This is a genomic window from Pseudomonas sp. JE3303, assembly GCF_056312565.1.
In genome coordinates this window covers 57,518-79,370 of sequence record NZ_JBWGIF010000001.1, presented here as the reverse complement: position 1 = coordinate 79,370, position 21,853 = coordinate 57,518, and the positions used below count along the sequence as shown (strand labels likewise).

Genomic DNA, 21,853 nt, shown 5'->3' with positions numbered 1-21,853 from the left:
GCTTGCCAGCTCCTACAGGTATCGCGTCCGAGCGTGGAAGCAGGTCTATAACTGGGCAGCTACTGCGGGCTTGGCATCGGCACCGTCGCGGGTGGTGACACCGCTCAGCCATCCGTCAAGCAGCTCGGGATGCGCCTTCACCCACGCCTTGGCCGCAGCATCGACGCTCCCCTTCTTATCCACAACTTCCGCCATGATGGCGTTTTCCATGTCCAATGTGAAATTCAGGTTGCCCAGCAGCTTCGCGACGTTCGGGCACGCCTGTGGATAATCCTTGCGCGTCAGGGTAAACACCTCGCCCTTGCTGCCAAACCACTTCTCCCCACCGGTAAGGTAATGCATCTTCAGCTTCACGTTCATCGGGTGCGGGGTCCAGCCAAGAAATGTGATGAACTGCTTTTTCTGAGTGGCGCGCTGTACTTGGGCGAGCATCGCCTGTTCGCTGGATTCGACCAGTTTCCAGCGCCCCAGGTCGAATTCATTCTTGTCGATGATCTCCTTGAGCGACAGGTTGGCCGGGGCACCAGAGCCGATACCATAAATCTTCTGGTCAAATGCGCTGGCATGCTTCTGCAAGTCGGCGAATGACTTCACGCCGGCGTTCCATACGTAATCCGGAACTGCGAGCGTGAACTCGGTGCCCTCAAGGTTACGGCTCAACTGCTTGACGTCACCTGTGGCGATGAACTTGTCGTGGAATCCCTGCTGGGCCGGCATCCAGTTGCCGAGGAAAGCGTCGACCTTGCCGTCCTTGAGACCGCCATAGATGATCGGCACCGCCAGGCTGTCGATTTTCACCTGGTAACCCAGGCTTTCCATCAGCAAGCGGGCGACGGCGTTGGTGGAGGCAATGTCGCTCCAGCCAGGGTCGGCCAGCTTCACGGTGCTGCAGCTGGCGTCTTCGGCGCTGGCCGAGGCACCGGCCAGACTCAGGACTAGGGCAATCGCGGCTGTGGACAAGTGTTTCATCGCGGTCTCTCTGCTCAATTACGGGGCGGGCTGTGGATAACGGGCCTTGCGCTCGAGGTCGTCGAGATCGATGTGATTGCGCATGTACTGTTGACTGGCATCCACCATGGGTTGGTGGTCCCAGCTCTTCAGCGCGCCGATGGACAGGGCCTCGGCCACCAGGCGGCGGCGGCGTTGGCTGGCCAGGACTTGCTCGCGCAGGCTGGGGATATCCCAGCGCTGGCGAGCTTCATCGGCAAATGCCTGCAGCAGCGCCTGGTGTTCGGGGCTGCTGGCGAGATTCTCCCGCTCGTGCGGGTCGTGGCTCAGGTCATAGAGTAGCCAAGGGTCTTCCTCGCTGTACACGAACTTGTAGGCGCCCCGGCGGATCATCATCAGCGGACCGATCGTGCCCTCCGCCATGTATTCGCCGATGACCTCATCATGACCGCCCTCCCCCTGCAGGTGGCCGAGCAACGAGCGCCCATCGAGCGGCAGGTTGGCCTCGACGCTACCGCCAGCAAGCTCCACCAGCGTTGGCAGCAGGTCGCAGGTCGATACCGCCGCGCCAACCCGGCCCGGCGCGAACTGTCCTGGCGCATGGATCAACAGCGGCACACGCGCCGACATCTCGAACCAGTGCATCTTGTACCAGAGCCCCCGTTCGCCAAGCATGTCCCCGTGATCCCCGGAAAACACGATCAAGGTGTCATCCGCCAGGCCGGTTTCCTCCAGGGTCTCCAGCAACTTGCCGATATTTTCGTCGATATAGCTGCAAGCGCCGAAGTAGGCGCGGCGGGCGTCACGAATCTTCTCGACGGGCAGCGGTTTGTCCCACAGGTCGTAGACCTTGAGCAGGCGTTGCGCGTGGGGGTCCTGCTCATGCTGGGCCAGCGGGTAGGCCGGCATCGGGATCTCGACGTCCTGGTACAGGTCCCACCAGCGCTTGGGGATGGTGTAGGGATCATGCGGGTGGGTCATCGACACGGTGAGACAGAACGGCCGGCCTTCGGCCTCGCGCACGTGGTCGTACAGATACTGCCGGGCCTTGAACACTACCTCCTCGTCGAAGTCCAGCTGGTTGGTCCGCACGCAGGGCCCGGCCTGGAGTACCGAGGACATGTTGTGATACCAGCTCGGCCGCTCATCCGGGGCGTCCCAGTTGACGGCCCAGCCGTAGTCGGCGGGATAGATGTCGCTGGTCAACCGCTCCTCGTACCCGTGCAGCTGGTCCGGGCCGCAGAAGTGCATCTTGCCTGACAGCGCAGTGCGGTAGCCCAGACGGCGCAGGTAATGTGCATAAGTAGGTACATCGCCCGGAAAGTCGGCAGCGTTGTCGTAGGCACCGATGCGGCTGGGCAACTGGCCGCTGACCAGGGTAAAGCGCGACGGCGCGCAGAGTGGGCTGTTGCAATAGGCGGCATCGAATACCACGGCCTGCGCGGCCAGGCGGCTGAGGTGCGGCATCTTCAATGGCGACGGGCCATAGATCGGCAGCAAGGGGGCGGCCATCTGGTCGGCCATGATGAACAGGATGTTCTTGCGCTTCATTAGGCTTTTTCCATCGTCGGGGATTATGTAATTCATCTACGAAGGAGAATGCGACTGGCGCTAACATGGGTAAAGCCCATGGCGGGCAATGACTGGGATTAGCAGCGCTTATGCTTGAGCAGCTTGGACACATGTCGTTGGACAGCCTCCGGGTCTTCGAGGCCGCAGCGCGCTTGCGCGGCTTCACGGCGGCTGCGCTTGAACTGGGCACGACGCAGCCCGCTATCAGCCAGCAGGTCAAACGCCTGGAAGCGCAACTGGGGACCCGGCTGTTCGACCGCATCTATCGGGGCATCCAGCTCACCGACGCGGGCCAGTTGCTGTTCGAGCAGGTTCACCAGGGCTTGCTGGCCATCGACGATGGTATTGCCCAGGCGCGTGGCCACAACCAGCGCGAAGTGCTGCAGGTCGCCACCGACTTCGCATTTGCCGCTTTCTGGCTCATGCCGCGGCTCCAGCGCTTCCATGCGGCCAATCCACAGGTGGATGTGAGCCTGGTCACGGGTGAACGCAGCCAGGCGATGCTGCGTCCGGATATCGACGTGGCGCTGCTGTTTGGTGATGGCCGCTTTCATCAGGGTGAAAGCCAGTGGCTGTTCGACGAGGAAGTCTTCCCGGTCTGCAGCCCACGGCTGATCAGTGGCAAGGCCCTGTCCCGCGAAGCTTTGCAACGCATGCCGTTGCTCCATCTGCGCGGCGAACAGGCCAGTCGCTGGTTCGACTGGGCTGGAGTGTTTCGCGAGCTGGGGCTGGCCAGCCCACCGGCCCCGGGACAACTGCGCTTCGACAATTACACTCTGTTGATACAGGCGGCGATTGCCGGTCAAGGCGTGGCGATCGGCTGGGCTCACCTGGTCGATGCGCTGGTCGAGCAAGGCCTGTTGTGCCGGCCCATGGAAGGTAGCTTGCGCTCGGCGCGCGGCTATTATGTAGTCTTGCCACCACGCAAGCGTCGCGGGGCGCTGATCCAGCGCTTTGTCGACTGGCTGGCCGAAGAGCAGCATCGCTAGGGCTTATTCTTGTCAGGAGCAATTGTGCAGAGGATCAAGGGGTACCACGCCCACGTGTACTACGACGCAAGCACGTTCGAGCCGGCGCGTGAGCTGTGCGAGGAAGCGGCGCGGCTGTTTCCCGTGACCATGGGGCGCATGCATCAGAAACCAGTCGGTCCGCATCCGGACTGGAGCTGCCAGCTGTCCTTCGGGCCGGAGGTGGTGGGGGTGGTCTTGCCGTGGCTGGCCTTGTATCGGCGGGGGCTGGTGGTGTTTCTGCATCCGCTGACGGGGGACGAGCTGGCGGATCACCGGGATCATGCGATCTGGATGGGCGCCGTGCGGCCGTTGAAGCTGGAGCTGTTTGGCGGCTGAGCACAGCCTGTGGTGGTTCGCGATCCGCTGGGGTGCACACAGCGGATCGCGGTGCTGAATCAGGTCCTGCGCGCGCCGCGCACGCCTTCGGCGAGGGATGAGCACAGTGCGAGCACATCACCGACAGCCTGATCGGCATGCTTGGCCTGGGCGATCTTGTCGATCAGCGCCGACCCCACCACCACACCATCCGCCAACCGGGCAATTGCCGCGGCCTGCTCCGGAGTGCGGATACCAAAGCCGACGCTCACTGGCAGGTCGGTATGGCGGCGCAGACGGGCGATCGCTTCGCCGACATGCTCGGTGGTCGCCGAGCCCGCGCCAGTCACACCGGCCACGGACACGTAATAGACAAAACCGGAGCTGCGCTCGAGTACGCGCGGCAGGCGTGCGTCATCGGTGGTCGGCGTGGTCAGGCGGATAAAGTCGATGCCAGCGGCCTGGGCCGGAGTCGCCAGCTCGGCGTCGTGCTCTGGCGGCAGGTCGACGATGATCAGGCCATCGACGCCCGCTTCCTTGGCTTGAGCCACAAAGTTATCCACACCGAAGCGGTGGATCGGGTTGTAGTACCCCATCAGCACGATAGGGGTGGCATGGTCGTCGACCCGGAATTCGCGGACCATCTGCAGGGTTTTCGCCAGGGTCTGCCCAGCTTCCAGCGCACGCAGGGTGGCCAACTGGATGGCGACGCCATCGGCCATCGGGTCGGTGAACGGCATGCCCAGCTCGATCACGTCGGCGCCGGCTGCAGGCAGGCCCTTGAGGATAGCCAGCGAGGCGTCATAGCCCGGGTCGCCTGCAGTGATGAAGGTGACCAGCGCGGAGCGGCCTTCGGCTTTCAGGTCGGCGAAGCGTTGTTCGAGACGGCTCATGCCTGTTTCTCCTGGGCGGCCATGTGGTTCATCACGGTTTGCATGTCCTTGTCGCCGCGCCCTGACAGGCACACCACCATAAGGTGGTCCTTGGGCAGGGTCGGCGCGCGCTTGATCGCCTCGGCCAGGGCATGAGAAGTCTCCAGCGCCGGGATGATGCCTTCGAGACGGCAGGTGGCATGGAAGGCGTCCAGGGCTTCGTCGTCGGTGATGCTGACGTAGTCGACGCGCTTCACCTCGTGAAGGTGGGCGTGCTCGGGGCCGATCCCGGGGTAGTCCAGGCCAGCGGAGATGGAGTGGGCGTCAGTGATCTGGCCGTCTTCATCTTGCAGCAGATAGGTGCGGTTGCCGTGCAGAACGCCCGGCACGCCGCCGTTGAGACTGGCCGCATGCTTGTCGGTGTGCACGCCATGGCCACCGGCTTCGACGCCGATGATCTGCACGCTGGCATCATCGAGGAACTCGTGGAACAGGCCCATGGCGTTGGAACCGCCACCGACGCAGGCGATCAGGCTGTCCGGCAGGCGGCCTTCCTTTTCCTGCAACTGGGCGCGGGTTTCCTTGCCGATGATCGACTGGAAGTCGCGCACCATCGCAGGGTACGGGTGGGGACCCGCCACGGTGCCGATCAGATAGAAGGTGTCCTCGACGTTGGTGACCCAGTCGCGCAGGGCCTCGTTCATGGCGTCCTTGAGGGTGCCGGTACCAGCGGTTACCGGGACGATCTCGGCGCCAAGCAGCTTCATGCGGAACACGTTGGCTTGCTGGCGCTCGATGTCGGTGGCACCCATGTAGATCACGCAGGGCAGGCCGAAGCGCGCGGCAACGGTGGCCGTGGCCACGCCATGCATGCCTGCGCCGGTTTCGGCGATCAGGCGTTTCTTGCCCATGCGACGGGCCAGCAACACCTGGCCGATGCAGTTGTTCACCTTGTGCGCGCCAGTGTGGTTGAGCTCTTCGCGCTTGAAGAAGATCTTCGCGCCGCCGCAGTGTTCGGTCAGGCGTTCGGCGAAGTACAACGGGTTGGGGCGGCCGATGTAGTCGCGCTGGAAGTACGCCAGCTCTTCAAGGAATTGCGGATCGGCCTTGGCGGCTTCGTATTCGCGGGCCAGGTCGAGCACCAATGGCATCAGGGTTTCTGCGACGTAGCGGCCGCCGAACGAGCCGAACAGGCCATTGGCATCGGGGCCGGCGCGGAAGTTGGTCTGGGTCATGGGTCGCTCCAGGGCGTGACGGATAAGGTATGGGCTTTACTGTACCCACGACGCGCGCGTCTGAAAACCGATAAGATTGCGTCAACATGTCAGGAAAACTCACACGTCCCATGCGCCATGATCTCCCACCCCTCAATGCCCTGCGAGCCTTCGAGGCCGCCGCCCGGCTAAACAGCGTCAGCCAGGCGGCCGAGCACCTGCACGTGACCCACGGCGCCGTAAGCCGACAGATCAAGGTGCTGGAAGAGCATCTGGGGATCAGCCTGTTCGTCAAGGAGGGGCGTGGCGTGAAACTCACAGATGCGGGTATCCGACTGCGCGACGCGACAGGCGAGGCGTTCGAGCGGTTGCGCGGGGTGTGCAGTGAACTGAGCCGTGACAGCAGCGAAGCGCCCTTCGTGCTCGGGTGCTCGGGCAGCTTGCTGGCGCGCTGGTTCATCCCGCGCCTGGGACGTCTCAAGGCTGACCTGCCGGAGCTTCGCCTGCATCTGTCGGCGGGTGAAGGCGATCTCGATCCCCGCCGGCCTGGGCTCGATGCCTTGCTTGTATTCGCCGAGCCGCCATGGCCGGCGGACATGCAGGTGCATGTGCTGGCCGAGGAGCGTATCGGGCCCGTGCTCAGCCCGCACTTCGCCGGCTCTGCCCGGCTGCAGGCCGCGCCACCCAGTGCCTTGCTTGACGAAACCCTGCTGCAGACCACGTCACGGCCGCAGGCATGGCCTACATGGGCACGCGAACAAGGCTTCGATCCGGCGGACTTGAAGTTCGGCCAGGATTTCGAGCATTTGTATTATTTGCTTGAAGCCGCCGTGGCGGGTCTCGGAGTGGCCATCGCGCCGCAACCCTTGGTTGCCGATGACCTGCGTGCCGGACGGCTGACCGCCCCCTGGGGCTTCAGCCCGACGCCAGCAGCGCTGGCGCTTTGGGTACCTCGGCGCGCCGCGGATGGGCGCGCCGAGCAACTGGCGCAGTGGCTACGCGCGGAGCTCGCGCGCCAGACCGCTTAGTGGTTGCGCTTGCACAGCAGCCATGCAGCGACCAGGCCTAGTGCGCCGACCGCAACACCGGCGGTGGTCCAAGGATGGTCCTGGGCGTAATCGCGGGTAGCGATGCCGGTCTGTTTGGTGCGGGTCTTGACCTCGGCATAGGCATCGGTCAGCAGGCTGCGCGAATGCTGAAGAGCATTTTCGGCGTTGCTCTTGAGTGCCTTGAGCGACTTGGTGGACTCGTCCGAGGCATCGCCCTTCATGGACTCCAGTGTCTTGAGCAGGCTAACGATCTCGGCTTCCATGCTTTCCAGCGACGTCTTGCGCAGCGGGTTATGGGCCATGGTGTCTCTCCTTCGCAGTGGGATGGGCTGTGTAAGGATGCGACTGTGGGTTGGCGGGAAAGTGCAATCGAACTTTGTACGCTGCGCGTCGCTCGCAGGTAAATCGGCCCTGCGCTGCTAGGCTCTATTCCACCGCTAAATCAGGAGAGTACCCATGAGTGATCATCGCACCTACAAGCAGATCGAACTGGTTGGATCCTCGGCGACCAGCATCGACGATGCTATCCGCAACGCCATCGCCGAAGCCGGCAAGAGCATCAAGCTACTGGAGTGGTTTGAAGTGGTCGAGACGCGTGGCCATATCGAGAACAACCAGGTTGCGCACTTCCAGGTGACCCTGAAGGTGGGCTTCCGCATCGCCAACAGCTGATTCCAGCGGACTGAAATCTGAACAGGGAATGCGTTCGATGAAAAAGATGATATTGGCCCTGGGCCTGATGACGATGGCAGGCTCGGTGCTGGCTGCCGGCACGCCCTGCGACGAGATCAAGGCAGAGATTGCCGGCAAGCTCGATGCAAAGGGGGTGCAGGGATATACCCTGGAAGTCGTGGACCAGGGCACCCCGGCTGGAAAAGTGGTTGGCAGTTGCGAGGCCGGTAGCAAGGAGATCGTGTACCGGCGGGAATGACGCCTGTCTGCATGGGAGCGAGCGATCCGGTGTCCCGGAAAGCCCGTTCCCACTCTCATCACTCCTGGCGCAGGGCCTGCGCCAGGAGCTCGTAGGATTTCACGCGGTCTGCATGCTCATACAGGTCACACGTGAAGATCAGCTCATCCGCCCCCGTCTGCTCCAGCAATACTTCCACCTTCGCCCGCACTTTCTGTGGGCTGCCGATCATCGCCAAGCCCAGGAAGCTGCTCACTGCATCGCGCTCATGCGGCAGCCACAGGCCGTCCATGCTGTCCACTGGGGGCCGCTGCATCAGGCTTTGTCCGCGGATCAGGGCAAGTATTCGCTGGTACACCGAGGTGGCCAGGTAGTTGGCCTGCTCGTCGGTCTCGGCGACCACCATGGGGACACCGAGCATCACGTACGGCTTGTCGAGCACTGCCGACGGCTGGAAATGGTCGCGGTAGATTCGAATCGCTTCGTGCATGTAGCGCGGCGCGAAGTGCGAGGCGAAGGCGTAGGGCAAGCCGCGCATGCCTGCCAGTTGCGCGCTGAACAGGCTTGAACCAAGTAGCCAGATCGGCACTTCGGTGCCATGCCCCGGCACGGCAATGACGCGCTGGTCCGGGGTGCGCGGGCCTAGGTAACGCACCAGTTCTTCGACATCGTCCGGGAAATCATCGGCGCTGCCGGAGCGTTCGCGGCGCAGGGCGCGGGCGGTCATCTGGTCGGATCCCGGGGCACGGCCAAGCCCCAGGTCAATGCGCCCGGGGTAAAGGCTGGCCAGCGTACCGAACTGTTCGGCGATCACCAGCGGCGCATGGTTGGGCAACATCACGCCGCCAGCGCCCACGCGAATAGTCGAGGTACCCCCCGCGAGGTATCCCAGCAGCACCGATGTGGCGGAACTGGCGATGCCGTCCATGTTGTGGTGCTCGGCCACCCAGAAGCGGTTGTAGCCCAGTCGCTCGGCATGCTGCGCCAGATCGAGGGAGTTGCGCAGCGATTGGGCGGGCCCGGCGTCGTCGCGCACGGGCACCAGGTCGAGGGTCGAGATTTTCAGGTTGCGCAAAGTCGTCATGGGCGTACAGCCTCCAGGAAGTGGGTCGGCCATCGGCCTTTAGGGTTCTGTATGGGCATATTTGGAGGATTCAATGGCAAGGGGCAGATTGCTCTGAACTTGCCGTAGGCCATGTCCTCTGAATTTTATGTATCCATTCATAACCCCGGAGGCAATATGAAAAAGACAGCATCGGCGATCTGGCAAGGCGGTCTCAAGGATGGCAAAGGCATGCTTTCCACCGAGAGCGGCGCGCTCAAGCAGAATCCCTATGGCTTCAATACCCGTTTCGAAGGCTCGCCAGGCACCAATCCTGAAGAGCTGATCGGTGCGGCACACGCTGGCTGCTTCTCCATGGCGCTGTCGATGATCCTGGGCGAGTCTGGGCTTACGGCTGATCGCATCGACACCATTGCCGAGGTGACCCTGGACAAGCAGCCCGACGGCTTTGCCATCACGGCTGTGCACCTGATTCTCAAGGCCAAGGTCCCCGGCGCCAGCGAGGCGCAGTTCATCGAGATCGCGAACAAGGCCAAGGCGGGCTGCCCGGTGTCGAAGGTACTCAACGCCACCATCACGCTCGACGCGACCCTGGTGTCCTAGGGCGCAACGGGCCAGGGATGTTGTGGTCAAATGGGAGCCGGCAGACCGAATGCCGTCACGAGGAGCTTTCCCATGATTCGTATTGCTCTAGCCCTTGCCGGTACTCTCCTGGCAACAGCTGCCCTGGCCGCTCCCAAGCCCTGCGAAGAGCTCAAGGCCGAGATCGAAGCCAAGATCCAGGCCAGCGGCGTGACCGCCTACACGCTCGAAATCGTGCCTAACGCCGAGGTCCGCGACCAGAACATGGTCGTGGGGAGTTGTGACGGTGGCACCAGGAAGATCATTTACCAGAAAAATGATCGATAGCTGTCAGGGTATGCAGAAGACCTTGCTAGGCTCGTCTACCACCAGGGTGCGCTGCGCATCGTAGAGATGGACGGTCGGCTGCATCACCGGCGCACGCGCTTCGAGGCGATAACGTTGCCCCGCCTGGAAATTGTCGTACGTCACCGTAAGGTAGCAGGTGCGTTCGGTGGGATCGGTGGTGAAACCGCCTGAATAAACTTCGAAGTCAAACCGGACTACCAGTTCGTGCTTTCCAGGGCTGACCTGAAAGTAGCGGCCATCCTCGAGGCGCTGGCCATCAAGCCTGTCGGCCATGACCAGCCTGCCGGGGGTGATCGTGTAGAGGTCGATCCACGCCTGTTTCGGGTCGGAGGGCGGCAAGGGGCTGGCGCAGGCCCCCAGTGCACTAAGGGCGATCAGCATCATCGGCTGGCGCATGGCGAAACTCCCGCTTGCGAACTACACGCTACAAGCATAGCGCCGTTCAGGTTGTTCAGGTGCGCTGGCAGCCGGCTGGCAAGCCCTGCCCTACGAGTTGACGCTTGTCGTCGTAGAGCTTGAGCCACGGCCTGAAGCCAATGCTGCCCGCCTGCAACTGGTAGCGCTGGCCGGCATCGAAGTCCTTGAATTTCACGTTGAGCTGGCAATCGCGCCACAATGGCTCGCTGCTCGGGCCGATATTGGTAGGCTCTACCTCGAACAGATAACGCACGGTCAGCTCATGGCTGCCTGGAGTGACTTCGAAATAACGCTTGTCGGCCCAATCACGCTCATCGACCTGTACCGCATGAAGCGCGGTGTCCTGGTGGGGCGCCAGGTCGATCCAGGCCTGGCTCGGGTCAGGATCCGGCAGGCTGGAGCAACCCCCCAACAGTCCCAAAGCACTGATCACAAACAGTGTACGCATGGCGAAAGTCCCCCCTGGCAAGATAGTCTTGGAGTGCACCGGCACTTGAGCGAGATGAGTTTTCCCGATGTTCCGACCTTATCCATTGCTGCGCTCAAGCCAGGCACTCGACCGCGTTTTCAGGTGGTTTGTTCCCGTGCTGGGCGCTGTCCTGCTGAACGGTTGTTCAAGCGTCGGGTATTACGGGCAGTTGGCTGAGGGACAATGGCAGCTGTTGCGGGCCCGCACCTCCGTGGCGTCACTGGTGGAGGATCCGGCAACCGATCCCGCGTTGCGCCAGCGTCTGCTGCAGGCCGAGCAGGCGCGGGCATTTGCCAGTGCCCGGTTGCAGTTGCCGGACAACCGCAGCTACCGCGTCTATGCCGATTTGGGTCGGCCCTACGTGGTATGGAACGTGTTCGCCACCCCTGAGCTTTCACTTGATCCACAGACTCATTGTTTTCCCATCGCAGGCTGCGTTGCGTATCGCGGTTACTATCGTCAAGGCGCGGCACGGGGCGCGGCGGCGGTACTGCGCCAGGAGGGACTGGACGTGTACGTCGCAGGCGTGGAAGCGTACTCGACCCTTGGCTGGTTCGATGATCCCCTGTTGGCGCCGATGCTTGGCTGGGGGGACGAGCGGCTGGCATCGCTTATCTTCCATGAGCTGGCGCATCAGCGTGTCTATGTGCAGGATGACACCGCGTTCAACGAATCCTTCGCCACTTTTGTCGAGCAGGAGGGCACCCGGCAATGGCGTGCCGCGCGCGGACTGCCGGCAGCGGCCGACGACAGCCTACGTCAGCGGGACCAGTTCATTCGGCTGGTGCTGGCCAGCCGAGAACGGCTTCAGGCGATCTATGCACGGCCTTTGGATGTTGAAGCCAAGCGTGCGGGAAAGCAGGCGGAGTTCGCGCGGCTGCGGGCGGAGTATCGGCAGCTGCGGGATGCCCAATGGGGTGGTTCTGGCAGGTATGACGCTTGGGTGAACGGGCCGTTGAACAACGCCAAGCTGCTGCCGTTTGGGTTGTATGACCAATGGGTGCCAGCGTTTGCACGATTGTTTGCGCAGGCGGCTGGGGATTGGGAACGGTTCTACGAGAGCGTAGAGGCGCTTGGGAGGTTGTCGGTGAGCCAGCGCAAAGCTGCTTTGTCTGAACTGGACTCTTCGCTGGCTTGCCAGCGAAGAGTCCCTTGAGCCTTACATAAACGCCCGATGCATCTCGGCCAGGGTCGGGAAATGGAAGGCCGGTGCTTCGGCCACCAGCTCTTCCTCGCTGCCAAATCCATATCCCACCGCCACTGCCTGCACGCCGTTGCTGCGCGCGCCGATCAGGTCGTGCTTGCGGTCGCCGATCATCAGCGTCTGCGCGGGGTCCAGGCCTTCGATATCGAGCAAGTGCTTGATCAGCTCGACCTTGTTGGTGCGAGTACCGTCCAGCTCGCTGCCGTAGATCACCTTGAAATGCTGGTCGAAGGCAAAGTGCCGTGCGATCTCGCGGGCAAACTCCCACGGTTTGGACGTGGCGATGTACAGCGTGCGCCCCTGGGCATTGAGCGCTTCGAGCAACTCAGGCACGCCGTCGAACACTTCGTTCTCGTAGAGGCCGGTCACCTTGAACCGCTCCCGATAGAAATTCACCGCGTCCCATGCCTTGGCTTCGTCGAAACCGTAGAACTGCATGAAGGCTTGCAGCAAGGGCGAGCCAATGAAGTGCTCCAGCTTCGCCAGGTCGGGCTCGTCGATGCCCAGCTTGGCCAAGGCGTACTGAATAGAGCGGGTGATACCCAGGCGCGGGTCCGTCAGGGTGCCGTCGAGGTCGAAAAGGATGTTCTGATGGTGCATGGCAGTCTCGAGAAAAGCGGTTGTCATTCGGGGCGGTCGTAGCCTTCGGCCAGGTGCTGGTCCTTGAGCTTGACGTAATTACCGGCGGAGTAGGGGAAAAAGGCTCGTTCCTTGTCGGTCAGCGGCCGGGACTGTCTGGCCGGGCTGCCTACATACAGAAAGCCGCTTTCCAGGCGCTTGCCGGGCGGCACCAGGCTGCCGGCGCCGATGATGACGTCATCCTCGACAACCGCACCATCCATGATGGTGCTGCCCATGCCGACCAGAATGCGGTTGCCCAGGGTACAGCCATGGAGCATCACCTTGTGGCCGATGGTCACGTCGTCTCCGATCAGCAAAGGAAACCCTTCAGGATTGAAAGGCCCGGCATGGGTGATGTGCAACACGCTGGCATCCTGCACGCTGGTGCGCGCGCCTATGCGGATGCGGTGCATGTCGCCGCGGATGACCACAAGCGGCCATACCGAGCTGTCCTCGCCGATCTCGACATCACCCAGGACGACTGCGGAACGGTCGACAAATGCACGATCGCCTAGCTTGGGAGTGTGCTGCTGAAAGTTGCGTATGGCCATGATAGCGCCCCTCTTGGGTACGGATAGGCAGGCTGCTTGCTGCGGTCGGCCTCGATTGTAATTAAGATGGGCACGTGTTTCTTCTGCCAAGGTGTCTAACCGTGAGTGCGAACAACCCGCTTCTGCAAGCCTACGATCTGCCGCCCTTCTCGGCGATCCGTGCCGAACACGTGCTGCCGGCCATCGAACAGATCCTGGCCGACAACCGCAAAGCCATTGCCGAAATCCTCCAGACCCAGGGCAAGAATCCTACCTGGGCAGGCCTGGTGCTGGCGATGGACGAGCTCAACGACCGCCTGGGCGCGGCCTGGAGCCCGGTCAGCCACCTCAATGCCGTGTGCAACAGCGCAGAGCTGCGCGACGCCTACGAGTCCTGCCTGCCCGCCCTGAGCGCCTACTCTACCGAGCTGGGGCAGAATCGCGAACTGTTCGAGGCCTACGAGGCCCTGGCCAAAAGCCCTGAGGCCGCAGGTTTCGACGTTGCGCAAAAAACCATTCTCGAGCATGCCCTGCGTGATTTCCGGCTGTCGGGTATCGACTTGCCGGCCGACAAACAGCAGCGCTACGCGCAAGTGCAGAGCAAGCTGAGCGAATTGGGCAGCCGCTTCTCCAACCAGCTGCTCGATGCCACCCAGGCCTGGACCAAGCTGATCACTGACGAGGCCGGGCTTGCCGGCCTGACTGATTCGGCCAAGGCGCAGATGGCCGCCGCCGCCCAGGCCAAGGGCCTCGAAGGCTGGCTGGTATCGCTGGAATTCCCCAGCTACTACGCCGTGATGACCTATGCCGAAGACCGCGCTCTGCGCGAGGAAATCTACGCCGCCTACTGCACCCGCGCCTCGGACCAGGGCCCCAATGCCGGCCAGCACGACAACGGCCCGGTCATGCGTGAGATTCTGGACCTGCGCCAGGAGCTGGCCGAACTGCTCGGCTACGCCAATTTTGCCGAACTGAGCCTTGCCACCAAGATGGCAGAGTCCAGCGACCAGGTGCTGAGCTTCCTGCGCGACCTCGCCAAGCGCAGCAAACCGTTCGCTACCCAGGACCTCGCCCAGCTCAAGGCGTATGCCGCCGAGCAAGGCTGCGCGGATCTCAAGAGCTGGGACAGCGGCTTCTTTGGCGAAAAACTGCGCGAACAGCGCTACAGCGTTTCACAGGAAACCCTGCGCGCCTACTTCCCGATCGACAAGGTGCTGTCGGGGTTGTTCTCCATCGTCCAGCGCCTGTATGGCATCGAGATCGCCGAGCTCAAGGGCTTTGACACCTGGCATCCCGACGTGCGCCTGTTCGAGATCAAGGAAAACGGCCAGCATGTCGGGCGCTTCTTCTTTGACCTCTACGCCCGCGCCAACAAGCGCGGCGGTGCCTGGATGGATGGCGCCCGCGACCGTCGCCGTACGGCCGCAGGGGACCTGCAAAGCCCGGTGGCCAACCTGGTGTGCAACTTCACTCCAGCTGCACCCGGCAAGCCCGCACTGCTGACCCATGACGAAGTCACCACGTTGTTCCATGAGTTCGGCCATGGCCTGCATCACCTGCTGACCCGCATCGAGCATGCCGGTGTCTCCGGCATCAACGGCGTGGCCTGGGATGCGGTCGAGCTGCCGAGCCAGTTCATGGAGAACTGGTGCTGGGAACCCGAAGGCCTGGCGTTTATCTCGGGTCACTATGAAAGCGGCCAGCCGCTGCCGCAGGACCTGTTGGAGAAGATGCTGGCGGCCAAGAACTTCCAGTCCGGCCTGATGATGGTGCGCCAGCTGGAGTTCTCGCTGTTCGACTTCGAGCTGCATGCCAGCCATGGCGACGGGCGCAGCGTGCTCGAAGTGCTCGAAGGCGTGCGGGACGAGGTGTCGGTGATGCGGCCTCCAGCCTACAACCGCTTCCCCAACAGTTTCGCGCACATCTTTGCTGGCGGTTACGCGGCGGGCTACTACAGCTACAAGTGGGCCGAGGTGCTGTCGGCCGACGCATTCTCGCGCTTCGAGGAGGAAGGCGTGCTCAACGAGCAGACCGGCCGTGCCTTCCGCGATGCGGTGCTGGCCCGTGGCGGCTCGCGCGAGCCAATGCTGCTGTTCGTCGACTTCCGTGGCCGTGAGCCGTCGATCGATGCACTCTTGCGTCATAGCGGCCTCTCCGAGGACGTGGCGGCATGAGTGAGGTGAGCGTGAGCAAGACGAAGAAACGCTTTGTCGCCGGGGCGGTCTGCCCGGCGTGCAGCGAGATCGACAAGCTCAAGATGTGGAGCGAGGACGGTGTGCCACACCGTGAGTGCGTGGCCTGCGGGTTCTCCGATACCTTGAATGAACAGGGCCTGTCGGTGCCCAAGGAACTGGATACACGGGTCAACCACCTGGCGCCCGCGAAACCGGCCGCGACAGTGCAGACGGTGCAGTTCTTTCCAAATCCAAAGCTGAAAAAGCCAGCGGAATAACGCTTGATGTGCGGCCCGGGGCGCCCTGCCCCGGGCTTCCTGACGCATGCCCGTGCGGCATTGGGTTACCGTCCCCGCGCGCGCCTGGCCGCCCACACTCAGGTCTTAACCGACCCGAGAAAGCGCCATGAGCACAATCAATCCATTCCTGACCACCGTGCCCGTCGATTACACCGCGGTTGAGCAGCGCATGGCTGGAGTGCCCGCGCGCCTGCTCGCCGAGATGGCGGCACAGGCGAACGCGGCATAACTGGCTGGATGGCTGATTGCCTGCGATGAAACCTCCTGCAAGGCAATTCTGGGGTACGCCAGCGACCGTGCCCTGCGGGAAGAGGTCTACCGTGCCTACGCCACGCGTGGCTGGAGCGTCGACGTCGAGCACGACAACGGCCCTGTGCTCGAAAAGCTCGCCCTCGCCAAGCACGAAAAAGCCCGCGTGCTCGGCTTCGCCAGCCACCTGGCTTTGAGCCTGCACAGCAAGAGCGCAGGCTCCGAACAGCAGGTGCGGGCATTTCTTGACGACCTGGCGACGCGGATCAGCGCACCGCTGCAAACCTGGCAGGAAGGGGTTCGTCAAGCGGGGCGTGCCGCCGGTATCGCCAATGTAGAGCCGTGGGACATTGCCTACCTGCAGGGCGCAACTGGACAGACCCGGCAGGCTACTGCGTCGGCAACCCTCGCCGAGTTCTTCACTCTCGCCAACGTTGTGCAGGCGCTTGTGGACCTGGCCTGGCAACTCTTCGGACTGATCCTGAAACGTCTCGATAACGCGGTGGCGTGGGCCCCGGACGTGGTGACCTTTGAAGTACTGCAGGATCATGCGCGTATCGGCCACCTCCATGTGGACGCTCTGCAACGCACCGGCAAACAGAGTGGCAGCGTTTTCACGTCGTATATCCAGACTCGCCGCATCGATGCCGAAGGTCTTTATCACGGCGCTGTCGCCGCGGTCTTCAGTGACGTGACCCCGGGCCGGGAGGGCCAGCCGCCGTTGCTCGATCACCTGGCGCTGCGCAAGCTCTACCATGAGTTCGGTCACGCCTTGCATCACTTGCTGGTACGGACCGACAATCACTTGTTATCGGATCTGCGCCGCCTCGGCACCGATGGTTTAGAGGTGTCCGGCAAGCTTCTGGAACGCTGGACGTGGGACGCGGACTACCTGGCCGGCATATAGGCCCATTACCAGAGCGGTGCGCAACTTGCCCCGCAGCAGATGCGTGATCGACTGACGGTCCTGCAGGGAGAAGGCCTGCGTGAATGCGCACAAATTCTCAGTGAAGCCCTGCTCGACCTGGACCTGCACGGCTCGCCGAACGACGGCAGAACCATCGAGCAACGCGTGGAGGACAGTTTCAGACAAGCATCACGCTGGCCCCTGGCCGGTTTCGAGCGACCGCTGCACGCACTCGAGCATCTGGTCAGCGGATACGATGCCGGCTATTACGCCTACCTCTGGTCGGACGTCCACGCCTTCGACCTGTTCACCCGCTTCCAGTCCCAGGGCTTGCTCGATGCCCATACAGGCCGCGAGTTGCGGGCCGCGCTCTTCGCCCCAGGCGGCTCCAGGCCTCTGGCGCAAAGCATCGAAGCATTTCTCGGACGACCTGCCAGTGTGCAGCCATATCTGCGGTGGCACGGTCTGAGCGAGTCTGCGAGCGGCTGACAGAAGGGGCTGGAACAAACCGGCGCCAGCGACTACTGTATGCAGATACAGTAGTAAGGTGGCAAAATGTTCACTCCAGCACCCCAGCGCGGCCGTGGCACGACCCACAATCCCGACAACCGTTTCTCTGCGAACCGGTCGGTCATGGAGGACGACGGCTGGCACCAGGAGGTACCGCTCACCCAGGGGACCGAGGTACGGATCGAGACGGCCAAGACCATCATCACCCGCAACAACTCGCCCGACCTGCCCTTCGACCGCTCGATCAACCCTTATCGAGGCTGCGAGCACGGTTGTATCTACTGCTATGCGCGGCCTAGCCATGCCTATTGGGACCTTTCCCCAGGACTGGATTTCGAGACCCGGCTTATCGCCAAGACCAACGCGGCTGAAGTGCTGGAACAGCAGTTGAGCAAGCCTGGCTATAGTTGCGCGCCGATCAACCTGGGCTCGAATACCGACCCCTACCAACCGATCGAGCGAGAGCAGCAGCTCACCCGGCGCCTGCTTGAAGTGCTGCTGCGTTATCGCCATCCGGTAACTATTGTCACCAAGGGGTCGCTGATCCTGCGCGACCTCGACCTGCTGGCCGAGCTCGCCAGCCAGCGCCTGGCGGCGGTGATGATCAGCCTCACCACGCTCGACGACGAGCTCAAGCGCACCCTTGAGCCCCGAGCCGCAGCGCCCAGGGCGCGCTTGCGGGCGATTCGTGTACTGCGCGACGCGGGCGTGCCAGTGGGCGTGCTGTGCTCGCCGATGATCCCGATGATCAACGACAGCGAACTGGAACGCCTGCTTGAAGCGGCCAAGGATGCCGGGGCACAGAGCGCGGCTTACATGATGCTTCGCCTGCCATTGGAGGTCGCGCCGCTGTTTGAGCAGTGGTTGCAGGATCACTATCCGCAGCGTGCCGCCCATGTGTTGAGCCTGATTCGTCAGAGCCGTGGTGGAGAGCTTTACGACAGCCGCTTTGGTGCGCGCATGCGGGGTGAGGGTGTGTTTGCCGAATTGCTTGCCCAGCGGTTCAGCAAAGCGATCCGCCGGCTGGAGATGAACCGGCGCGAAGGGTATGAACTCGATTGCAGCGCATTTTGTCCCCCAGGGGGGCAGATGGCGTTGTTTTAGCGATTGTGGCGGGGCATGTCTGGAAATGTGCAGCGCTCGAACCCAAGGGCGCTATAACTTTCCAGACATGCACCCTGTAATCCCACTAATACCTGCTGATAAATCCATTAAAGGGTATTGGCCAATAGTGTTTTTTTGCTACTATCCCAATCCCGCCTTATGAAGCTAGAACGCTCGTCCTAGAGCCTTCAAATTCAGTTTCAGTTAAGTTTTCCCCGGTAGCGTAGGAACTCAGTCGAGAGAGACTGTGATTAATAGTCCGCGTCTGTCATCTAAATGCCATGCGATACCGGAATCTTTTACCGGTAAACTGAATTTTCCTACAAAACCGTCAAGAGGATGAATCATGCCCGTCAAGGACCCCTCTAAGGCCGTCCCGGTAGAGCCTGCCGAAAGCGCCGATGCCGCATTCAAGCACATCGTCGACGGCTTCCTGCGGTTTCATCACGATGTCTTCCCCGAGCAGCAGGAGCTGTTCAAGAAGCTCGCCACCGCACAGAAACCGCGTGCGATGTTCATTACCTGCGCCGACTCGCGCATCGTTCCAGAGCTGATCACCCAGAGCTCGCCTGGCGACCTGTTCGTTACCCGCAACGTGGGGAACGTTGTGCCGCCCTATGGGCAGATGAATGGCGGCGTTTCCACCGCCATCGAGTATGCGGTCCTGGCCCTGGGCGTACACCACATCATTATTTGCGGTCATTCGGATTGCGGCGCGATGCGAGCGGTGCTCAACCCGCAAAGCCTGGAGAAAATGCCGACGGTCAAGGCCTGGCTGCGCCATGCCGAAGTCGCCCGCACCGTGGTCGAGGACAACTGTGCGTGTGGTTCCGAGCACGAGAGCATGCAAGTGTTGACCAAGGAAAACGTCATCGCCCAGTTGCAGCACCTGCGCACCCACCCTTCTGTGGCCTCGCGACTGGCCGCCGGTCAGCTGCATATTCACGGCTGGATCTACGATATCGAATCGAGCCAGATCGAGGCGTATGACGCATCCAGTGACCGCTTCATGCCCCTGACAGCCGAAGAGCCATTTCCCTGCGCCTCGCCGAGAGGACGCTACTAAGCGTCCCGATTACCCCGTCTGAAGGCTGACTGACGGCCGCACCCCTTGTGGTGCGGCCTGGTCTTCGGCTGTCCTGAATCTTCCCTGACTGCCTTTGCCGGCTTGCTGGCGGCTTGCGGCTGCCTGTGTGTCAGGGGTTCGTCCTATCGGCCAGTGGAATGGCCGTGAATTCCCAATGGAGCGTCATGGTGAACAAGACACAGATCAAAGCGGCCCTGCCGCGCGAGTTGCTGGCGTCGGTAGTGGTCTTTCTGGTGGCCCTGCCCTTGTGCATGGGCATTGCGATTGCCTCGGGCATGCCGCCGGCCAAAGGTTTGATCACCGGGATCATTGGCGGTGTGGTGGTGGGTTTCCTGGCGGGTTCGCCATTGCAGGTCAGCGGTCCCGCAGCGGGTCTGGCGGTGCTGGTGTTCGAGCTGGTGCGCCAGCACGGCATGGAAATGCTCGGGCCGATCCTGCTGTTGGCCGGGGTGCTGCAACTGCTGGCCGGTCGCCTGAAGCTGGGCTGCTGGTTCCGTGTCACGGCGCCGGCGGTGGTGTATGGCATGCTTGCAGGCATCGGGGTGCTGATCGTGCTGTCCCAGGTGCATGTGATGTTCGACACGGCGCCGCAGCCCTCGGGTATGCAGAACCTGCTGGGCTTCCCGGCCACGCTCGCCTCCGCGCTGCCAGTGGAAAGCGGCAGTGGTGTCTGGCAGGCCGGAGCACTGGGCCTGGGCACCATCGCCGTGATGTGGGGATGGGAGCGATTGCGGCCGCAGCGCCTGAGGTTCATTCCAGGCGCTTTGCTGGGCGTGGCGCTGATGACGGCCATCAGCATGTGGCTGGCATTGCCGGTCAACCGCGTGCAGGTTCCGGCGGACCTCAGCGAGGCGATCGACTGGTTGCGCCCCGACGACCTGCTAAGGCTGGCTGACCCGAGCCTGCTGGTAGCGGCCTTTGCCCTGGCCTTTATCGCCAGCGCCGAGACCTTGCTGTCGGCGGCGGCGGTGGACCGCATGCACAGCGGCCAACGTTCGGACTTCGATCGCGAATTGACTGCCCAGGGCATTGGCAACATGCTCTGCGGCTTCCTCGGCGCCTTGCCAATGACCGGCGTCATCGTGCGCAGCTCGGCCAATGTCCAGGCCGGGGCGCAGACCCGTGCCTCGGCCATCCTGCATGGGCTGTGGCTGCTGGCGTTCGTGGTGGTATTGAGCAGCGTGCTGCAGCAGATCCCGGTGGCGAGCCTGGCGGGCGTGCTGGTGTTTACCGGCTTCAAGCTGGTCGACTTCAAGGCATTTCGCGGGCTGGGCCGGTATGGGCGCATGCCGATGTTCACCTATGCGGCCACTGCGCTGGCGATTGTGTTCACCGACCTGTTGACCGGTGTGTTGCTGGGCTTTGCCCTGACGTTGCTGAAGCTGGCGTTCAAGGCAGCCCGGTTGAAGATCAACCTGATCAGCCTCGACACGCCGCAGCATATGGAATTGCGCCTGAGCGGAGCGGCAACCTTCCTCAAGGTCCCGGCCCTGACCCAGGTGCTCGACAGCGTACCCGCGGGCACCACGCTGCATGTGCCGCTGGCCAACCTGAGCTATATCGACCACTCCTGCCTGGAGCTATTGGAAGACTGGGGACGGAGCAACAAGGCCAACGGCTCGGTGCTGGTGATCGAGCACCGGCGCTTGAAGCGCCGGGTCGAGGGGAGGTTACGGACAACGGCAGGGGTTGGAGCCTGAATACCAGGACCAGTGTTGTGCCAGTTATCGGCCTACGCCGACTGACCCAGCTCAACACCTAGCTGTCGCGACAGGCACGGCCAGCGTTTCCACGCCTCGCCAGTGGCCGGGCTGGTCAGCGCGTCGCGGTAGACTTCGACCGACTCCACGGCGAAGCTTTCTTCATCGAGCATCTCGTCGACCGAATGATGCACGACCTCATCGAGCTGATTGGCGAAGGTCTCGCCGATCAGCTGGTGGGCGATCAGGTTGGCGACGGTGGTGTCCACCGGGATCAGCGGCTGCTGGAAATGCCGGATGTACAGGTCGTTGACCTCTTCGACCAGGCGATGGGCGAGGTAGGCCTCATCCAGCAGGCAATCGAGACCAATGTGTCCGGCCATCACCTCGGGCGGCTGTACGAAATAGGCCTCGGCGATCTTCAGCACAGGCGTGACCTGCGACTCGATACCGGCTTCGCGTGCCACGGCATGCGCAGCTTCTAGCAGCTCTGGTACTTGATCGATGTAAGCGGTGACAAACCTTGTCAGAGTGCCTTGCGCGTCGTCCTTGGGTAACTGAATCGAGGGGTGCAGGTGCGGCAGTTGTTGCTCAAGACGTTGCTTGAGCTGAGCGGTCTGGCTCTCATGTTGATGGGCAAGGATGATCTGCTCACGTAAAGCAGCAATGTTCATGACAACTCCAGGGACATGGCATTAC

General features: G+C 62.5%; 25 protein-coding genes and 1 pseudogene. 15 read left to right on the top strand and 11 right to left on the bottom strand.

Features of this window, described 5'->3' with window-relative positions; genetic code table 11:
• Positions 1–45: 45 nt before the first annotated feature.
• The gene (choX, locus tag AC0ZZU_RS00410; protein WP_476338205.1) at positions 46–969 is read right to left on the bottom strand and encodes a choline ABC transporter substrate-binding protein; all 924 of its coding nucleotides are present in this window, start codon (positions 967–969) and stop codon (positions 46–48) included.
• 18 nt (positions 970–987) lie between these two features.
• On the bottom strand, positions 988–2,499 hold the full coding sequence (gene betC, locus AC0ZZU_RS00405; RefSeq protein WP_476338203.1) for a choline-sulfatase: 1,512 nt from the start codon (positions 2,497–2,499) through the stop codon (positions 988–990).
• Between the two features lie 110 nt (positions 2,500–2,609).
• Between betC and AC0ZZU_RS00400 the strand changes: the two genes are divergently transcribed.
• Positions 2,610–3,509, top strand: coding sequence for a choline sulfate utilization transcriptional regulator (locus tag AC0ZZU_RS00400; protein ID WP_476338201.1), 900 nt, complete (start codon positions 2,610–2,612; stop codon positions 3,507–3,509).
• Between the two features lie 24 nt (positions 3,510–3,533).
• Positions 3,534–3,866, top strand: coding sequence for a DOPA 4,5-dioxygenase family protein (locus AC0ZZU_RS00395; protein ID WP_476338199.1), 333 nt, complete (start codon positions 3,534–3,536; stop codon positions 3,864–3,866).
• Between the two features lie 59 nt (positions 3,867–3,925).
• Here AC0ZZU_RS00395 and trpA read toward each other — a convergent pair whose 3' ends face one another.
• On the bottom strand, positions 3,926–4,738 hold the full coding sequence (gene trpA / locus AC0ZZU_RS00390; protein WP_476338197.1) for a tryptophan synthase subunit alpha: 813 nt from the start codon (positions 4,736–4,738) through the stop codon (positions 3,926–3,928).
• Positions 4,735–5,952: a tryptophan synthase subunit beta gene (trpB, locus tag AC0ZZU_RS00385; protein WP_476338195.1), complete on the bottom strand. Its 1,218-nt coding sequence runs from the start codon at positions 5,950–5,952 to the stop codon at positions 4,735–4,737. The genes trpA and trpB overlap by 4 nt, the downstream gene beginning before the upstream one ends.
• A 110-nt stretch (positions 5,953–6,062) precedes the next feature.
• On the opposite strand from trpB, the gene AC0ZZU_RS00380 reads away from it, so the two are divergent.
• Complete coding sequence (locus AC0ZZU_RS00380) at positions 6,063–6,959, top strand: LysR family transcriptional regulator (RefSeq protein ID WP_476338193.1); 897 nt, start codon at positions 6,063–6,065, stop codon at positions 6,957–6,959.
• On the opposite strand, the gene AC0ZZU_RS00375 is transcribed toward AC0ZZU_RS00380, so the two are convergent.
• Positions 6,956–7,282, bottom strand: a complete 327-nt coding sequence (locus tag AC0ZZU_RS00375; protein WP_158460872.1) for an ElaB/YgaM/YqjD family protein — start codon at positions 7,280–7,282, stop codon at positions 6,956–6,958. The two genes, AC0ZZU_RS00380 and AC0ZZU_RS00375, sit on opposite strands and share 4 nt — an antisense overlap.
• Before the next feature lie 154 nt (positions 7,283–7,436).
• On the opposite strand from AC0ZZU_RS00375, the gene AC0ZZU_RS00370 reads away from it, so the two are divergent.
• Both AC0ZZU_RS00370 and AC0ZZU_RS00365 read left to right on the top strand, forming a co-directional pair.
• The gene (locus AC0ZZU_RS00370; RefSeq protein WP_158460873.1) at positions 7,437–7,652 is read left to right on the top strand and encodes a dodecin; all 216 of its coding nucleotides are present in this window, start codon (positions 7,437–7,439) and stop codon (positions 7,650–7,652) included.
• A gap of 37 nt (positions 7,653–7,689) precedes the next feature.
• Positions 7,690–7,911, top strand: a complete 222-nt coding sequence (locus AC0ZZU_RS00365) for a DUF1161 domain-containing protein (protein ID WP_476338190.1) — start codon at positions 7,690–7,692, stop codon at positions 7,909–7,911.
• Between the two features lie 58 nt (positions 7,912–7,969).
• Here AC0ZZU_RS00365 and AC0ZZU_RS00360 read toward each other — a convergent pair whose 3' ends face one another.
• On the bottom strand, positions 7,970–8,974 hold the full coding sequence (locus AC0ZZU_RS00360) for an LLM class flavin-dependent oxidoreductase (protein ID WP_476338188.1): 1,005 nt from the start codon (positions 8,972–8,974) through the stop codon (positions 7,970–7,972).
• 156 nt (positions 8,975–9,130) lie between these two features.
• On the opposite strand from AC0ZZU_RS00360, the gene AC0ZZU_RS00355 reads away from it, so the two are divergent.
• Positions 9,131–9,556: an OsmC family protein gene (locus AC0ZZU_RS00355; protein ID WP_476338186.1), complete on the top strand. Its 426-nt coding sequence runs from the start codon at positions 9,131–9,133 to the stop codon at positions 9,554–9,556.
• Positions 9,557–9,628: 72 nt separating this feature from the next.
• Complete coding sequence (locus tag AC0ZZU_RS00350; RefSeq protein WP_476338184.1) at positions 9,629–9,862, top strand: DUF1161 domain-containing protein; 234 nt, start codon at positions 9,629–9,631, stop codon at positions 9,860–9,862.
• Positions 9,863–9,865: 3 nt separating this feature from the next.
• Here the strand turns inward: AC0ZZU_RS00350 and AC0ZZU_RS00345 are convergent, their stop codons facing one another.
• Entirely contained in the window at positions 9,866–10,279 is a 414-nt protein-coding gene (locus AC0ZZU_RS00345; RefSeq protein WP_476338182.1) for a PA0061/PA0062 family lipoprotein, read from the bottom strand.
• A gap of 55 nt (positions 10,280–10,334) precedes the next feature.
• Positions 10,335–10,748, bottom strand: coding sequence for a PA0061/PA0062 family lipoprotein (locus AC0ZZU_RS00340; protein ID WP_476338180.1), 414 nt, complete (start codon positions 10,746–10,748; stop codon positions 10,335–10,337).
• 67 nt (positions 10,749–10,815) lie between these two features.
• Here AC0ZZU_RS00340 and AC0ZZU_RS00335 point away from each other — a divergent pair, with 67 nt between their 5' ends.
• A complete protein-coding gene (locus tag AC0ZZU_RS00335) occupies positions 10,816–11,925 on the top strand; it encodes an aminopeptidase (RefSeq protein ID WP_476338178.1) in 1,110 nt (369 codons plus the stop codon).
• 3 nt (positions 11,926–11,928) lie between these two features.
• Here AC0ZZU_RS00335 and AC0ZZU_RS00330 read toward each other — a convergent pair whose 3' ends face one another.
• Positions 11,929–12,573, bottom strand: coding sequence for an HAD family hydrolase (locus AC0ZZU_RS00330; protein WP_476338176.1), 645 nt, complete (start codon positions 12,571–12,573; stop codon positions 11,929–11,931).
• 23 nt (positions 12,574–12,596) lie between these two features.
• Positions 12,597–13,145, bottom strand: a complete 549-nt coding sequence (locus AC0ZZU_RS00325; protein ID WP_476338174.1) for a gamma carbonic anhydrase family protein — start codon at positions 13,143–13,145, stop codon at positions 12,597–12,599.
• 101 nt (positions 13,146–13,246) lie between these two features.
• On the opposite strand from AC0ZZU_RS00325, the gene prlC reads away from it, so the two are divergent.
• The 7 genes and pseudogenes from prlC to AC0ZZU_RS00290 all read left to right on the top strand — a co-directional run bounded on the left by prlC (position 13,247) and on the right by AC0ZZU_RS00290 (position 21,154).
• Positions 13,247–15,298, top strand: coding sequence for an oligopeptidase A (gene prlC, locus AC0ZZU_RS00320; protein WP_476338172.1), 2,052 nt, complete (start codon positions 13,247–13,249; stop codon positions 15,296–15,298).
• A complete protein-coding gene (locus tag AC0ZZU_RS00315) occupies positions 15,295–15,576 on the top strand; it encodes a YheV family putative zinc ribbon protein (RefSeq protein WP_476338170.1) in 282 nt (93 codons plus the stop codon). The genes prlC and AC0ZZU_RS00315 overlap by 4 nt, the downstream gene beginning before the upstream one ends.
• Before the next feature lie 127 nt (positions 15,577–15,703).
• The gene (locus tag AC0ZZU_RS00310) at positions 15,704–15,826 is read left to right on the top strand and encodes a hypothetical protein (RefSeq protein ID WP_476338168.1); all 123 of its coding nucleotides are present in this window, start codon (positions 15,704–15,706) and stop codon (positions 15,824–15,826) included.
• A pseudogene (locus AC0ZZU_RS00305) lies at positions 15,827–17,242 on the top strand (M3 family metallopeptidase).
• Positions 17,243–17,308: 66 nt separating this feature from the next.
• The gene (locus tag AC0ZZU_RS00300) at positions 17,309–18,367 is read left to right on the top strand and encodes a PA0069 family radical SAM protein (protein ID WP_476338166.1); all 1,059 of its coding nucleotides are present in this window, start codon (positions 17,309–17,311) and stop codon (positions 18,365–18,367) included.
• Positions 18,368–18,713: 346 nt separating this feature from the next.
• Positions 18,714–19,433 (top strand): carbonic anhydrase, encoded by a 720-nt coding sequence (locus AC0ZZU_RS00295; protein WP_476338164.1) that lies wholly within the window; start codon positions 18,714–18,716, stop codon positions 19,431–19,433.
• A 185-nt stretch (positions 19,434–19,618) separates the two neighbouring features.
• Positions 19,619–21,154: a SulP family inorganic anion transporter gene (locus AC0ZZU_RS00290; RefSeq protein ID WP_476339087.1), complete on the top strand. Its 1,536-nt coding sequence runs from the start codon at positions 19,619–19,621 to the stop codon at positions 21,152–21,154.
• 32 nt (positions 21,155–21,186) lie between these two features.
• Here AC0ZZU_RS00290 and AC0ZZU_RS00285 read toward each other — a convergent pair whose 3' ends face one another.
• On the bottom strand, positions 21,187–21,828 hold the full coding sequence (locus tag AC0ZZU_RS00285) for a hypothetical protein (RefSeq protein ID WP_476338162.1): 642 nt from the start codon (positions 21,826–21,828) through the stop codon (positions 21,187–21,189).
• Positions 21,829–21,853 lie beyond the last annotated feature (25 nt).